The organism is Marinobacter koreensis (assembly GCF_023156285.1).
GTDB lineage: Bacteria > Pseudomonadota > Gammaproteobacteria > Pseudomonadales > Oleiphilaceae > Marinobacter > Marinobacter koreensis.
This window is the reverse complement of sequence record NZ_JAKZAJ010000001.1, coordinates 861,563-875,816: the sequence shown is the minus strand read 5'-3', so window position 1 is coordinate 875,816 and position 14,254 is coordinate 861,563. Positions and strand designations below refer to the sequence as shown.

General features: G+C 58.3%; 16 protein-coding genes. 1 reads left to right on the top strand and 15 read right to left on the bottom strand.

The genetic code is table 11. The annotated features are described in order from the left end of the window. Positions 1–151 precede the first annotated feature (151 nt). The 12 genes from putP to MLD04_RS04170 form a co-directional block, all read right to left on the bottom strand. Positions 152–1,642, bottom strand: coding sequence for a sodium/proline symporter PutP (gene putP / locus MLD04_RS04225; protein WP_248155044.1), 1,491 nt, complete (start codon positions 1,640–1,642; stop codon positions 152–154). Positions 1,643–1,939: 297 nt separating this feature from the next. Continuing rightward, a complete protein-coding gene (locus MLD04_RS04220; RefSeq protein WP_248155042.1) occupies positions 1,940–2,719 on the bottom strand; it encodes a helix-turn-helix domain-containing protein in 780 nt (259 codons plus the stop codon). A 103-nt stretch (positions 2,720–2,822) separates the two neighbouring features. Further along, entirely contained in the window at positions 2,823–3,455 is a 633-nt protein-coding gene (gene tmk, locus MLD04_RS04215; protein WP_248155040.1) for a dTMP kinase, read from the bottom strand. Beyond that, positions 3,452–4,522, bottom strand: coding sequence for an endolytic transglycosylase MltG (gene mltG, locus MLD04_RS04210; RefSeq protein WP_248155038.1), 1,071 nt, complete (start codon positions 4,520–4,522; stop codon positions 3,452–3,454). Before mltG ends, tmk begins: the two co-directional genes overlap by 4 nt. 5 nt (positions 4,523–4,527) lie before the next feature. Further along, positions 4,528–5,346, bottom strand: a complete 819-nt coding sequence (locus tag MLD04_RS04205; protein ID WP_248155036.1) for an aminotransferase class IV — start codon at positions 5,344–5,346, stop codon at positions 4,528–4,530. 7 nt (positions 5,347–5,353) lie between these two features. Beyond that, entirely contained in the window at positions 5,354–6,601 is a 1,248-nt protein-coding gene (fabF, locus tag MLD04_RS04200; protein ID WP_248155034.1) for a beta-ketoacyl-ACP synthase II, read from the bottom strand. A gap of 130 nt (positions 6,602–6,731) precedes the next feature. Next, on the bottom strand, positions 6,732–6,965 hold the full coding sequence (acpP, locus tag MLD04_RS04195) for an acyl carrier protein (RefSeq protein ID WP_008938713.1): 234 nt from the start codon (positions 6,963–6,965) through the stop codon (positions 6,732–6,734). Positions 6,966–7,098: 133 nt separating this feature from the next. Next, positions 7,099–7,842 (bottom strand): 3-oxoacyl-ACP reductase FabG, encoded by a 744-nt coding sequence (fabG, locus tag MLD04_RS04190; RefSeq protein WP_248155032.1) that lies wholly within the window; start codon positions 7,840–7,842, stop codon positions 7,099–7,101. 20 nt (positions 7,843–7,862) lie between these two features. Further along, positions 7,863–8,801 (bottom strand): ACP S-malonyltransferase, encoded by a 939-nt coding sequence (gene fabD, locus MLD04_RS04185; protein ID WP_248155030.1) that lies wholly within the window; start codon positions 8,799–8,801, stop codon positions 7,863–7,865. 110 nt (positions 8,802–8,911) lie between these two features. Beyond that, the gene (plsX, locus tag MLD04_RS04180) at positions 8,912–9,913 is read right to left on the bottom strand and encodes a phosphate acyltransferase PlsX (RefSeq protein ID WP_345799602.1); all 1,002 of its coding nucleotides are present in this window, start codon (positions 9,911–9,913) and stop codon (positions 8,912–8,914) included. A gap of 43 nt (positions 9,914–9,956) precedes the next feature. Then, a complete protein-coding gene (rpmF, locus tag MLD04_RS04175; protein WP_008938717.1) occupies positions 9,957–10,136 on the bottom strand; it encodes a 50S ribosomal protein L32 in 180 nt (59 codons plus the stop codon). Positions 10,137–10,218: 82 nt separating this feature from the next. Then, positions 10,219–10,773, bottom strand: a complete 555-nt coding sequence (locus MLD04_RS04170) for a YceD family protein (protein WP_248155028.1) — start codon at positions 10,771–10,773, stop codon at positions 10,219–10,221. 108 nt (positions 10,774–10,881) lie between these two features. Here MLD04_RS04170 and MLD04_RS04165 point away from each other — a divergent pair, with 108 nt between their 5' ends. Then, on the top strand, positions 10,882–11,475 hold the full coding sequence (locus MLD04_RS04165; RefSeq protein ID WP_282451720.1) for a Maf family protein: 594 nt from the start codon (positions 10,882–10,884) through the stop codon (positions 11,473–11,475). 10 nt (positions 11,476–11,485) lie between these two features. Here the strand turns inward: MLD04_RS04165 and MLD04_RS04160 are convergent, their stop codons facing one another. Genes MLD04_RS04160 through rluC form a run of 3 tightly spaced genes read right to left on the bottom strand, consistent with a single transcriptional unit; the run spans position 11,486 to position 14,247 of the window. Beyond that, positions 11,486–12,526 carry a S49 family peptidase gene (locus tag MLD04_RS04160; RefSeq protein ID WP_248155026.1) on the bottom strand — a complete coding sequence of 347 codons (1,041 nt, stop codon included), beginning with the start codon at positions 12,524–12,526 and terminating at the stop codon, positions 11,486–11,488. 12 nt (positions 12,527–12,538) lie between these two features. After that, positions 12,539–13,186, bottom strand: a complete 648-nt coding sequence (locus tag MLD04_RS04155) for an HAD family hydrolase (protein WP_248155024.1) — start codon at positions 13,184–13,186, stop codon at positions 12,539–12,541. Next, entirely contained in the window at positions 13,183–14,247 is a 1,065-nt protein-coding gene (rluC, locus tag MLD04_RS04150; protein WP_248155022.1) for a 23S rRNA pseudouridine(955/2504/2580) synthase RluC, read from the bottom strand. Before rluC ends, MLD04_RS04155 begins: the two co-directional genes overlap by 4 nt. Positions 14,248–14,254: the final 7 nt, after the last annotated feature.

Genomic DNA, 14,254 nt, shown 5'->3' with positions numbered 1-14,254 from the left:
AACCTCTGAAAACGCCAGCCTCCGGGCTGGCGTTTTTTTGTGCCTGTGTCAGAGGTGGCGGGCTGGATATCCGCCCGCCAGATACGACAAACCCCCGCCGGAATGGCGGGGGTTTGTCTGGGTTCCGGCGCACGAGGCGCCCAGCGGCTATTTACCGATGGATATGCTGATACTCGCCAGCATCCGCGGTTGCCTTGGAGACAACAAAGATCGCAATCCAGGAAACAATGAAGCCAGGAATGATCTCGTAAACACCCGGGCCACCCATGAACTCTCCGTTCCAACCCAGTGAAATCCATACGATGACGGTGACCGCACCGGCAACCATTCCCGCGATTGCCCCGGCACCGTTGGTGCGCGGCCACATCAGAGACAGGATGATCAGCGGGCCGAAGGCGGCGCCGAAACCGGCCCATGCGTTACTGACCAGCCCGAGAACCTGGGAGTTGGGATCTGATGCAATCACGGCCGCAACAAGCCCGACCAGAACAACCGAAATACGGCCGATGGTCACGCATTCACGATCTGACGCCTCTTTGCGCAGGAACAGACGGTAGAAGTCCTCGGTCAGGGAGGATGAGGACACCAGCAGCTGACTGGAGATCGTACTCATCACTGCCGCCAGCAGTGCCGCATAGAGGAAACCGGTGATCAACGGATGGAACAGCAGATCAGACAGAATGATGAAAATGGTCTCGGGGTCGGCTACGTCGAGTCCGTTACGTACGGCATAGGCCCGGCCGAAGATACCCAGCGAGATTGCACCGATCAGTGAAATCCCCATCCAGGACATACCGATGTTACGGGCGATGGGTACATCTTTCAGCGAACGGATCGCCATGAAGCGCACAATGATATGCGGCTGACCAAAATACCCGAGCCCCCAGGTCACGGCCGATAGCCAGCCGACAAACGTGAGCCCTTCGGTCCAGGACAGCAACGTAGGATCAACCTGGTTGAGGGTCTGAGATGCCTGGGCGTAGCCACCGCCTCCTTCGCCGAACAGCACAACCAGCGGGATGATGACCAGCGCCAGCATCATGATGCAGCCCTGCACAAAATCCGTCATGCTCACGGCCAGGAAACCACCAACGACCGTGTAGGCCAGAACAACACCAAGCGTTATGACAACACCCACTGAATAGTCGCTAAGCCCACCAAAATTGAAAATCCCGGAAAAGGCACTTTCGAACAGCTTGCCACCGGCAACCAGGCCAGACGCCGTGTAAACTGCGAAGAAAACAACGATAACGACGGCAGAGACGGTTCTCAGAGCCACCGCCCGCGTTGGAAACCGGTTCGCCAGGAAAGACGGAATGGTAATCGCATTGCCGTAATGAACCGTTTGTTCCCGGAGCCGTGGGGCGACCAGCACCCAGTTGAAGAAGGCACCCACAAACAACCCGATACCAATCCAGGCAGAGGCAAGGCCGGACACATAAAGCGCCCCTGGAAGGCCCAACAGCAACCAGCCACTCATATCCGACGCGCCGGCCGACAGTGCCGCTACTTTCGGACTCAGGGCTCGCCCACCCAACATGTAATCTTCAGAAGACGAAGTCGATCGCCGCATTGCGAAAATGCCAATGGCAATCATGAGCAAAAAGTAGGCAATAAGACTAATCCAAACACCAATAGCCATAAGGCTCCTCCGGTTCAATGAGTCGGATTACATCCGCTCTTGAAGTGCAGATCTGGTTCCCAGCCAGTGTCCTGCACTATTTTTCTTGTTTACCCGAATTCCATCCTGATTGGAGCAAAGCGCCGTTCGCTCTTAACTGACTATAGTTGACTAGCCAATGATTGCGACACGAACTTTGAGCAAGAGCTCTCTACGGGCCCCCAACTGATATAAATTAGTATTAATACGGAGTTCAGACTTACAGAATCCTACGATTCTTTTGCAGAATCCTACGACACCGCTCGCTGAACGCGACATTCACTCGACACAGGCACCCGATTGCAGCTTCGAGGGTGTCGTGCCGTTGTGCTTGCGCAACGCATTGGTCAACGCACTCTGGGAGGAAAAGCCGGTTCGGTAACTGATTTCCGCTATGGACAGTGCGGTAGACGTGAGCAGTTGCGTTGCCTTGTCAAGGCGGGTTTTCAGCAAAAACTGATGGGGCGTTATCCCGGTGCCCTCTCTGAAAACCTCGTGAAAGCGGCTGACACTCAGACAGGCCTCGCGGGCCATATCTTCAACCGTGATTTTTCGATGCAGGTTCCTGAGAATATAACGTCGTACAAGCTCAGGATTGACACTGTAGCGGGCCGGGAGTCGGGCTCTCCGGTCGGTCATACGGTCGGCCATGCAGTGCAGGATGCTGGCGGCCAGATGCCGCCTCATGGCATCGTTCTCCGGAGACCGGCCGAATTCTCCAGCGGCAAACTGGACCAGCCCCTGGAGACGACTATCCATATCCAGGGTCCTCGTTTTTTCAAACAAGGGCGCAAGACGGTCGTAATCGGCATGGGCCGGACTGTTGAGGGCAGGAATGTAGGGGTCAAGATTGATGACCATGACGTGGTTCTGGTTGTCGCCACAGTAATCGTGAGGCGCCTCTGTGGGCACCAGGCACGCCTTCCAGGTATCCAGGTGGGAACCGTTTCCGTCTACGCTGAGCTCCGCTTCGCCCTGCACGCCGACCACAATCTGGTGGTGCTCGTGACGATGTTGGTGCGATGCAATGGGCAATTTCTGTAAGCGTGCATCCAGCATGGAGACAGTTGTTCTTAACTGAGAATGTCACTCAATTAAAGCAGATATGCATGAAAAGTGCACGGAACCGGGCGCTTGCTGCCTTAATTATCCCGCAAAGGCTTCAATCCACGCGCCCCGCAATAGCCCGGACAATCTGCGAAACGTCGTCCGTAACCTCTGAGAGACGCCTTGAAGCGTCAACAACGTGAAAGCGGTCCGGCGCTTCTGCCGCCCTCTCAAGGTAGGTGTTGCGGATACGTTCAAAAAACGCCGTGACTTCCTGTTCAAACCGATCGAGATCACCACGATGCCGGGCCCGCGCCATCCCGATCTCGACCGGAGCATCCAGCAGAACAACATGATCAGGCCGGATATCGCCCTGCACCAGCGATTCGAGCTGGGCAATCCGATCGCGGGACACGCCGCGACCACCGCCCTGATAGGCAAAGGTCGCATCGGTGAACCGGTCGCACAGCACCCATTGGCCACGCTCCAGTGCAGGCAGAATCTGTCCGTACAGGTGCTGCGCCCGCGCGGCAAACATCAGCAACAGTTCCGTCAACTCGTGAACCGGCTCGTCCCGGGGTGCCAGCAGAAGCTCACGAATGGCTTCTGCCATCGGCGTTCCGCCTGGCTCGCGGGTCACAATGACATCCACGCCCAACTCCCGAAGGATCTCGGCGGCATTGGCCAGCTGAGTGGATTTACCAACCCCCTCGGAGCCCTCAAACGTAATGAACCGGCCTCGGGTCACTGATTTTGCTCCTGAGCCTCTGCGCTGCTATTGGTTGCTGATGGCGACGACCGGTAGTCGTCCCGCCGATTCAACTGGAATTCACGAACCGCCTTCTGGTGCTCCGCGAGCGTGTCCGAAAACTTGTGCGTCCCATCACCCCTGGCGACAAAGTACAGCGCCTTACCGCCACCCGGATGCAGCGCCGCGTGGATCGCTTCCCGCCCCGGCAAAGCAATGGGCGTTGGCGGCAGGCCGTTGATTCGGTACGTGTTATACGGGGTATAGGTACGAAGGTCCTTCGAGCTTATTCGCCCCTTGTAGCGCTCTCCCATCCCGTAGATGACCGTCGGATCGGTCTGCAGCCGCATGCCCTTTTCGAGACGTCGTACAAACACGCCGGCGACATCGTTACGCTCTTCCGGTACGCCGGTTTCACGCTCGACAATGGAAGCCATGATCAGCGCGTCATAGGGGGTTTTGTAGGGCAGCCCCTTCTCACGATTCGACCATTCCTCCGACAACACCGTCTTCATGCGATCAAACGCCCGCTGAAGAAGGTCCAGATCGGATTCGTAGCTGGTAAACAGGTAGGTGTCCGGGAAAAACCGGCCTTCGGGGTGCTCCCCCTCCGCTCCGACAGCCTTCATGATCTGCTCATCGGTCCAGTCAGCAGTCTTCTGCGTCAGGCGATGGGTGCTGGCCAGCGCGGCTCTCATATCCTGAAACGTCCAGCCCTCGATAAACTGGACACTCCACTGCTTGATCTTTCCATCCACCATGGCAGCGACCATATCAAGAGCCGACATGCCGGAGGTGAACTCGTATTCGCCGGCCTTGATTCGAGCACGCTCGGGGAACAGACGACCGTATAGCCGCAGCCACAGGCTGTCTTCGACCAGCCCCTGGTCCTCGAGATTCCGGGCTACCCGGGAGAAAGGCGATCCGGCAGGCACATCGAACAGAACAGGCTCGTCCAGTGATACAGGCTGTTTCAGGGTTTTCAGGCCCTGGGACGCCCAGAGTGCCGTCCCTGCAACCACAAGCACGCCAACGCAAACAACGACGATGAAAAACTTCTTGAACAAACGACTTATTCCAGTGTTTGGAGCGGATCGCAGATTGTCGCAAGTCCGCCGTCGACAGGCAAATCCTGACCCGCCAGCCGACCTACCGAAACGACGCCGAGCACGCTGTTGAGAAGGTAAAAGCCGCGGCAACCGTCACCCAGAACGTGCTCCGGCAGAATCGGAGATTCTGTGACTTGCTCGCCACGAGCCCGGAGGCGCTCAAGCACCCATTGCCGCATCACACCCACCACCGCCAGATCGGCGCGAGGGGGAGAAAACCACCCAGCGTCTGTGGCTAACAAAAGATTGGTACGTGAGCCCTCGACCAACTCACCCCGGGCGTTGGACTGGATCACCTCGAAAAGACCGTCCTGGATTTCCCGCGCCGCCATGACCTGTTCCAGACGATTCAGGGACTTGATACCGGCCAGCAAGGGATTCACGGTGAGCGGTACGCGAGAGAACTCTACGTCTACGCCGTCTGGATACGGCCGGGGTGGTGCCGGGGCCGCCTGGATCTGCAGATTCGGTTCCATGCCCGGGTCCGGGCGGTAGCCACGACCACCCGCACCGCGCGTCAAAACCAGCTTGAGCACCCATGGGGCCGCACTGGACGCATCACCATAGCGGTTCACTGCCTGGGCATAGGCATCCTGAAGTTGCCTGCGGGTGACGGGAATCCCCAGTCGTGTGGCATCACGGACCATACGCTCCAGATGGCGCGCGACCAGGGCCCCTTGCTGCCCTCGCATCAGGATGGTCTCGAACAGACCATCACCATAGGCCGCTCCGCGGTCGCCCGCCGGGAGGCCGTCCTCCTCCGCCCAGAAAATCCGAGCCACGACTGTCTCAGCTCTCGTAACGTCGGAAGATCAGGGTACCGTTGGTGCCGCCAAAGCCGAAGGAGTTTGACAGGGCGACCCGCAGGTCGGCTTGACGGCTCTGGTTGGCGACGAAGTCCAGGTCGCAACCCTCATCGGGGTTGTCCAGGTTGATGGTGGGTGGCAACACGCCATCCCGAACGGCCAACACGGAGAAGATCGCCTCAACGGCACCCGCCGCACCAAGCAGGTGCCCGGTCATTGATTTGGTGCTACTGATTGCCAGCTTGGAGGCATGACCACCAAACACCTGCTTGACGGCACTGACCTCGGCAACATCGCCAACCTGGGTAGAGGTTCCATGAGCATTGATGTAATCGATTTCCGACGGCTCCAATCCGGCATCCCGGATAGCATTGGCCATTGACCGGGCTGCACCTTCGCCATCCTCAGGCGGAGCGGTAATGTGATGGGCATCGTCACTCATGCCGAATCCGATCACTTCACCGTAGATGGTTGCTCCGCGCTTCCTGGCGTGCTCGAGATCCTCGAGGACCAGCACCCCGGCGCCATCGCTGAGCACAAAGCCATCGCGGTCACGATCCCACGGGCGGCTGGCCTTTTCCGGTTCGTCGTTTCTTGTCGACAGCGCGCGCGCCGCCGAGAAAGCCGCGACACCCGTCCGGGTGGTCGCCATTTCAGAGCCCCCGGCCAGCATTACGTCCGCATCACCATAAGCGATGGTCCGGGCGGCATAACCGATGTTGTGCGTTCCGGTGGTGCAGGCGGTAACAATCGAAATATTCGGCCCGCGATAACCGAACCGGATGGCTGTATTGCCCGCGACCATGTTGATCACCGACGCAGGAACAAAGAATGGAGAGACCTTTCGGGGACCGGACTTCTCCATCTGGATGACATTCTTCTCGATGAATTCCAGCCCGCCAATTCCGGAACCGATCGCAACACCGACACGATCCCGATCCAACGGTTCGTAATCATCCAGCCCACTGTCTTCAACTGCTTCCTGTGCCGCAATCAATCCATATTGGATAAAGGCGTCCAGCTTTCGGGCATCTTTTGGAGAAAGGTAGGCATTGAGATCCAGGTCTTTCACTGATCCGCCGATCCGGGTGTTGTACTCGGATGCGTCGAAGCGATCGATCATGCCAATCCCGCTGCGTCCGGCCTTGATCGCCGCCCAGGAAGCCTGCACGTCGTTACCCACCGGTGAGAGCATGCCCATGCCTGTGATGACAACCCGTCGCTTAGTCATATCCCCTTGCACCTGATCCTTGTCTGTATTGATAGCTTGCCGATTGAACCTGATTTTCAGCCAATAAAAAAGCCGTCCCTCGATCTTTCACAAGGACGGCTTTTTGCCTGGCTTACTTAATCGCAGAGTATCAGGTGTGCGCGACGATGTAGTCGATCGCGTCCTGAACAGTGCCCAGCTTCTCGGCTTCTTCGTCAGGAATCTCGGTTTCGAATTCCTCTTCCAGGGCCATAACCAGCTCAACAGTGTCCAGTGAGTCAGCGCCAAGATCCTCTACAAAAGAAGATGTGTTCTGAACTTCGGACTCTTTAACGCCCAACTGTTCACAAACGATCTTCTTCACGCGCTCTTCAACTGTACTCATAATGTCCTCACTTTGTGTGTCAACCAAGCAACTCAAGTGCTGCCAGTTTAGATTAAACCCTACCTGCAAACAAGCAGGGACTCATTCAAACATGTTGCGCAACAAGGCGTTGCGCACGAGCCCCGAATCGGGCTCACCCCATGTACATTCCGCCGTTCACGTGGATGGTTTCCCCAGTCACGTATCCGGCCGCATCCGAAGCCAGGAAGGCAACCACCGCCGCAACTTCCTCCGGCTTACCCAGACGACCCGTGGGTATGATTTCCAGCATAGCCTCACGCTGCTTGTCGTCCAGTTTTTTGGTCATATCTGTGTCAATGAATCCCGGCGCGACGCAATTGGCCGTAATTCCGCGGTTGGACATTTCCTTGGCGAGGCTGCGGGTAAAGCCTTCAACACCCGCCTTCGCGGCGCAATAATTGCCCTGACCAGGGTTGCCCATGCCCGCCACCACGGAGCTGACATTGATCACCCGGCCCCACTTGGCCTTGGCCATACCGCGCAACACCGCCTTGCTGGTGCGATAAACACTGGAAAGGTTGGTTTCAATGACCGATGACCAGTCATCTTCTTTCAACCGCATGAGCAGGTTATCGCGGGTGATACCGGCATTATTCACCAGAATCAGCGGAGCACCGGATTTTTCCGTCAGCTGTTTCAGCCCCGCCTCGATACTTTCCGGATCTGCCACGTTCATCACGATGCCGTAGCCTTTCAACCCGGCGTCAGCCAGTGTCCGGGAGATTGTTTCGGCACCGTCGCTGCTGGTCGCTGTTCCCACAACCTCGGCGCCCTGCTCAGCAAGGGCCAACGCGATGGCCTTTCCAATTCCGCGGGTAGCGCCGGTAACCAGTGCCACCTTACCTTCCAATGACATGAAAGACTCCTTTCGTCGCTTCAGGACCGGCCAACGGCTTCAATCGCCTTCGCCAATCCATCCGGTTGTTCAATTCCGTAGACGGTCAGACTACGCTCGATTCGCTTGATCAGCCCCGCCAGGACCTTACCGGTGCCGCACTCGACAGCCACGTCCACGCCTTCTGACACCAGGGTGCGGACTGAATCTGTCCAGAGCACCGGCGAATAAAGCTGCTTGAGCAGATTGGCCTTGAGTGCATCTGCCGACGTCTCGACCGACGCATGGACATTCTGGACCACCGGGATGACGGCATCGTTAAACCGAACTTCGTTCAGCGCCTCAGCCAACTCTTCGGCAGCACCTTTCATCAATGCACAATGGGACGGCACACTGACCGGCAGCGGCATCGCCTTGCGCGCACCGGCTTCCTTACAGGCTTCGATTGCCCGATCCACCGCAGCTGCAACACCGGCAATCACCACCTGGCCAGGGGCATTGAAGTTCACGGCGGAGACGACCTCGCCCTGAGCCGCAGCCTCGCACGCGGCGATTACGTCCGAATCGTCCAGCCCAAGAATCGCTGCCATCTTGCCCTCGCCGGCAGGCACCGCATCCTGCATGAGCTCCCCACGAAGGCGAACCAGCTTGACCGCCTCGATAAAATCGAGACTTTCGGCCGCGACCAGTGCACTGTACTCACCCAGGCTGTGACCGGCGACGAAATCGGGTGCGCGACCGCCTTCGACCATCCACTGCCGCCACAAAGCAACACTGGCGGTCAACAGAGCGGGCTGGGTTACGGTGGTCTGGTTGAGTTCATCGGCTGGACCGCTCTGGCACAGATGCCAGAGGTCATAACCCAGCACATTCGACGCTTCAGCGAACGTTTTGTTGATGATGGGCCAGGTCTCGGCGGCGTCTTTGAGCATCCCCACCGATTGGGCCCCTTGTCCGGGGAAAATAAATGCTGATTTCATAGGGCGAATCTTATCGTCATTGAAGGGTTTCGGGAGATTAGCCAATAGTACAACTCTCGCCGATTATCCGCGAATAACCGACCGAAGGACGACAGACTTTAGTCTCAGGCTCAGAGCATGAGGTCGTCGAGACGCTCGTTGATTCGCCGAGGCACTTCCAGCTCGACTTCAGTGACAGCCTGACGAATGGCCGCAAGCATCGCCCGCTCGTTGGCATTGCCGTGGCTCTTGATGACAACGCCCTGCAGCCCCAGAAGGCTGGCGCCGTTGTGGCGGGACGGGTCCATCAGCTGGAGAAGGCGGCCAATAATCGGACGCGCAAGCATTCCGACAAAACGGCCGTACAGATTTCTGGTGAACGCCTGTTCCATTAATTCGATGAGCAGGCCAGCGACACCCTCCCCGGTCTTCAGGGCAATGTTACCGACAAAACCATCGCACACGACAACATCCGCCACATCCCGGAACAGGTCACTGCCCTCGACGTAACCGATGTAATTGATGGTTTCACACTGGGCCAGCATATGAGAGGCCAACCGGACCTGCTCGTTGCCCTTGATCTCTTCCTCGCCCACGTTGAGCAGCGCTACTCTCGGCTCGGTCTGATCGCAAATGGCCGAGGCCATCAGCGACCCCATCAGCGCATACTGGTAGAGATTCTCGGCCGTTGAGTCCACATTGGCCCCGAGGTCCAGCACGTGGCAACGGCCTCGAAGGGACGGAATCAGCTTGGAAATGGCGGGCCGCTCGATGCCGGGGTACATCCGGATGATGCTTCGACCGAACGCCATCAGAGCCCCGGTATTGCCGGCGCTGACACACCCCTGGGCCTCACCGTCACGCACCAGACCCAGCGCGACAGCCATGGAGGAATTTTTCTTGTGCCGAAGGGCATGGGAAGGACGCTCGTTCATGCGAACCACGTCCGCCGCTTCCACGATGCGAAGCCGATCATGCCCCTCAGACAACAAAGCCTCGAGCTCACTCCGGATTCCCACCAGAATGATGCTCAAGGCTTCGTTTTCACGCACCGCCCGCAGTGCCGCAGACACTACAATCGCAGGTCCGCGGTCACCGCTCATAGCGTCAATGGCAATGGTGACCGATTTCACCGTATCTCCATGCGACACTGGGCGGTGCCTGTCTGCGCCGAAATTACTCGTCGCGTGCCTCAACTACCTGCTTGCCACGGTAAAAACCGTCCGGAGACACGTGGTGACGACGATGAACTTCGCCGGTTGTGGAATCGGTAGACAGAGCTGCGGTGCTCAGCGCATCGTGAGAGCGACGCATACCGCGCTTGGAACGGGTCTTTCGGTTTTGCTGTACAGCCATGGTTTTGCTCCTGACCTGTTAACGTAATGAAAACGTGTGTTCGTCCTGGCACGCTGACTTTCAATGGAACGTCACGTACCGCTTAATGTTTTGTCTTCTTGAGATCCGCCAGAACGCTGAACGGGTTCTCTTTTGCCGGTGATTCCTGCTCAACCGGGCTGCCATCGGGCTCGTACGCCTCCAGGTCTTCCCGGGCCGGACACTCGTCTCGCCCATGCAGTGGAAAAGGCGGCAATACCAGCAACAGCTCGTCCTCCACCATACTCCAGAGATCCGCGCTGAAATCTTCCGTCAGGAAGGGTTCGAGATCCCGTGGCAACTGCTGCGCCTGTTCGTCTGTCGTGACCAGTCCGAGCACAAAATCCGAGGTTAACCTGACCGCCATCGGGCTCATGCAGCGCTGGCATTCGAGATTGACCGTTGCGTCCAGCTTGCCGGAGACAATTCGACGGCGCTCGCTATCCTGGCTGAATGACAGTATCACCTGACAGCCAGCACCGTCCTCGAAACCAAGGACCGCTTCCCGGAAACGGGAAAGCCCGCTGAGTGGAACGAATCCCTCCAGCGTGGTGTTATGCTCCGCCAGCCGATAGGGATCGACAGACTTGGGCAATTCGGCGTTCGACGCTTTTGACATAGGCGCGCAATTTTAGGGCTGCGCCCCCGCTCTGTCAAAGACTTCGTTGGCATTTATAGTCGCGTTAGCATAAAGGTAAGTGTATTCAACCATAAAAGGACCTTGGCAATGGCAATCCCCCTGGTACTGGCATCGTCTTCCCCTTACCGAAGGAGACTACTGCAACAACTCGGCATTCCCTTCGAGACAGCCAGCCCGGACATCGACGAGACACCACTGGCGAACGAGACTGCGATTCAACTTGCCCGTCGTCTGGCGGAAAGCAAGGCGACGGCGCTGGCCGCGACTTACCCCGACGCCTGGATCATTGGATCCGACCAGGTCGCCTCACTTGAAGACGGCACACTGCTAAACAAGCCCGAAAACCACGAGACAGCGATACGCCAGCTGCGTCAGAGCAGCGGGCAGTCGGTGATTTTCCTGACCGGGCTCTGCCTCCTGGACGCGGCAAGCGGAACCCGGCAAATCACCTGCGAACCGTTCACCGCCCATTTCCGGGAATTGACGGTGGAGGAAATCGAACGGTACCTGAAGCATGAACAGCCCTACGACTGTGCCGGCAGCTTCAAGATGGAGGGACTTGGCATCACGCTGTTTGACCGGCTGGAGGGGCGCGACCCCAACAGCCTTATCGGCCTGCCGCTCATCGCACTGAATGAGATGCTCCGCAACTGGGGGCGGAACCCACTGATGGAAGCATAGCCAGCCAACGTCAGTGGAGCTGGAGCCTTGACTCCAGCAACTGCCCGGCAAAACTTTCACCGAAAGCCACGCCCAGCTGCCCGACCAGATCTTCCAGGGCAGACTTCCGATGACTGTAGTCAACCAACTTCTCGGCACCGACTACTTCCCGGGCCACATAGGAGGCACTGCCCAGCCCGTCAACCAGCCCGAGATCCTTTGCCTGGTCACCACTCCACACCAGACCGGTGAACAACCGGGGATCGTCTGCCAACCGGTCGCCCCTGCCAGCCTTCACGGCCGAAATGAACTGCTTGTGGGTGTTTTCAAGGACCGACTTCCAGAAGTCGACCTCTTCCGGCTTCTCAGGTGAGAATGAATCCAGGAATGCCTTGTTCTTGCCCGCGGTGTAGAGGCGCCGCTCAATGCCCAATTTATCCATCAAGCCGGTAAACCCGAATCCACCGGCAATAACGCCGATCGAACCCACCAGACTGGCCCGGTTGGCGTAGATCTCATCGGCGGCGGATGCGATGTAATAGGCACCGGAAGCACCGATGTCGGAGATAACGGCATACAGCTTTTTCTCCGGGTATTGCTCACGCAGACGCCGGATCTCGTCATACACGTAGCCGGACTGAACCGGGCTGCCGCCGGGACTGTTGATCCTGAGCAGTACCGCCTTGGCCCCCTCGTCCTCGAAGGCCGCCCTGAGCGAATCAATCAGGTTGTCCGCACTGGCAATTTCTTCCGCACCGATTGGACCGGTCACATCAATCACGGCGGTATGCTCGCCCGCCGAAGCCTCAATACCGCTCATCAATGGCGTCCGGATCATGAACAGCAGCGCGAACAGGTATCCGAATGTCAGCAACTTGAAAAAAATACCCCATCGGCGGCTCCGGCGCTGTTCCGCCTGCAGTGACATGACAAGCTTCTCGATCAGCTTCCAGTCCCGCCCACTCTCAGGTGGTATGGCCGGCCCCCGACCCGCACCACGGGAAGATTTTTCCTCGCGCTCCACGGGTTCATCACCCCATGCGGGCGGCTTGCCTTCGTCCCAATCGCTCATGAAAACTCCCTGTTACAGACCCAACACATCTCGAAGTTCAGCGACAGTTTCCACAACCGCATGGGGTTGGTAGTCGCCCAGCACATCCCGCTTGTGCACACCCCATTCGACACCGATAGAGGGCATACCAATCCGCCGCGCCATATCGAGATCATAACGGGTATCACCAATCATCACCGCTTCGGACGGGTCAACCCGGTAAAAATCCAGGATTTCCCGCAACATCAGGGGGTCAGGCTTGGAACGGGTTTCGTCCGCACAACGGGTAATATCGAAGTGGATGCCCAGTCCGCTGCTATCCAGCGCTCCTTCCAGGCCCCGACGACTCTTGCCGGTTGCCACCGAGCACCGGCGACCCGACTGCCGCAGGTCGGACAGTACCTCCGCCATGCCGGCAAACACGTTCTGGGGCGTGGTCACCTTGCTGAAAAAATAACCGGCGTACCCTTCGCGAATCGACTTCATCTCCTCCCGGGAAATACCGGGATAGAGCTTCTCGAGCGCCTCGACCATGCCCAGGCCGATAATGTCCCGATAGGCTTCCCGCTCAAGGGCCGGATACCCAAGATCCGTTGCCGCCTGATGGAGGCTGTCTGCAATGTGCTCGACGGAGTCCACAAGCGTGCCATCCCAATCGAAAATCACCACTTTCACATTCATACTGTCTGTCCTGCTTTGCGCGACTCCAGGGTCCGGAGCACAAAATCAAACGCGTCGTCGTACGCCGCCTCGAGTCTGACCGAACGCTCCGTACCGGGCAAACGGAACTCCAGCGTCCTGGCATGCAACATCAGGCGCTGCCCACCCAGCGCACGGAAAGCCTTCATACTCGCATCGTCCATATACTTGTCATCCCCCGCAATTGGATGACCAGCCCAGGCGGCATGGACCCGAATCTGGTGGGTCCGACCAGTCACCGGAGAGGCCTCCACCAGCGAATACCCCTGGTACCGGTTCAGACAAGAAAAGGTGGTCAGCGATGCCTTACCGGCGGCATCCACCCGGACTCGCCGCTCGCCATTGGGCATCTCGTACCGCAAAAGGGGCTGCTCGACCCTCCCGATCTCATCCGGCCAGTTACCTGACACCAACGCGTGGTAACACTTGCGGATTCGCTTGTGCCGCAATTCATCCTGGAGGAATCGAAGGGCGGAGCGCTTCTTGGCCACCATCACCAGACCGGAGGTATCCCGATCAAGACGATGCACCAACTCGAGAAACCGACTATCAGGGCGCGACGCCCGAAGGACTTCGATCAAGCCGAAGCTCAGACCACTGCCGCCATGGACCGCAATCCCGGAGGGCTTGTTCACCACCAGTACCTGATCGTCTTCGAAGACAACAGCCGCTTCAACCACCCCCTGAACGCGACTGCCCGGCCGGGGAGACTCCGGCTTTTCCTTGCGCACCACTGGCGGAACGCGAACCTGGTCCCCCGTATGGAGACGGGTGTCCGGCCGCACCCTCCCCTTGTTCACCCGCACTTCGCCCTTGCGAATGATCCGGTAGATAATACTCTTGGGCACACCTCGCAGGCGCGCCATCAGAAAGTTGTCGATCCGCTGGTCGTCATTATCTTCGTCGACGGTTACCCACTGAACGCCCTGCTTCACCGAACCTGCAGGCACGGACGGCGGCGGAGCATCCCGCCGCTGCTTTGCCGAACGATCTGATCGGGACCGGTTTGACGATTGTCGCCTCTCGACGGACTTGCGTGACATGAAATAC

What these genes read in the sequence shown, in the direction of transcription:
- rpmF (WP_008938717.1), bottom strand. Translation starts at nt 10,136, where the DNA reads ATGGCTGTACAGCAAAACCGAAAGACCCGTTCCAAGCGCGGTATGCGT.
- fabF (WP_248155034.1), bottom strand. Translation starts at nt 6,601, where the DNA reads ATGACTAAGCGACGGGTTGTCATCACAGGCATGGGCATGCTCTCACCG.
- MLD04_RS04165 (WP_282451720.1), top strand. Translation starts at nt 10,882, where the DNA reads ATGGCAATCCCCCTGGTACTGGCATCGTCTTCCCCTTACCGAAGGAGA.
- acpP (WP_008938713.1), bottom strand. Translation starts at nt 6,965, where the DNA reads ATGAGTACAGTTGAAGAGCGCGTGAAGAAGATCGTTTGTGAACAGTTG.
- MLD04_RS04170 (WP_248155028.1), bottom strand. Translation starts at nt 10,773, where the DNA reads ATGTCAAAAGCGTCGAACGCCGAATTGCCCAAGTCTGTCGATCCCTAT.
- MLD04_RS04155 (WP_248155024.1), bottom strand. Translation starts at nt 13,186, where the DNA reads ATGAATGTGAAAGTGGTGATTTTCGATTGGGATGGCACGCTTGTGGAC.
- putP (WP_248155044.1), bottom strand. Translation starts at nt 1,642, where the DNA reads ATGGCTATTGGTGTTTGGATTAGTCTTATTGCCTACTTTTTGCTCATG.
- fabD (WP_248155030.1), bottom strand. Translation starts at nt 8,801, where the DNA reads ATGAAATCAGCATTTATTTTCCCCGGACAAGGGGCCCAATCGGTGGGG.
- fabG (WP_248155032.1), bottom strand. Translation starts at nt 7,842, where the DNA reads ATGTCATTGGAAGGTAAGGTGGCACTGGTTACCGGCGCTACCCGCGGA.
- rluC (WP_248155022.1), bottom strand. Translation starts at nt 14,247, where the DNA reads ATGTCACGCAAGTCCGTCGAGAGGCGACAATCGTCAAACCGGTCCCGA.
- MLD04_RS04220 (WP_248155042.1), bottom strand. Translation starts at nt 2,719, where the DNA reads ATGCTGGATGCACGCTTACAGAAATTGCCCATTGCATCGCACCAACAT.
- MLD04_RS04160 (WP_248155026.1), bottom strand. Translation starts at nt 12,526, where the DNA reads ATGAGCGATTGGGACGAAGGCAAGCCGCCCGCATGGGGTGATGAACCC.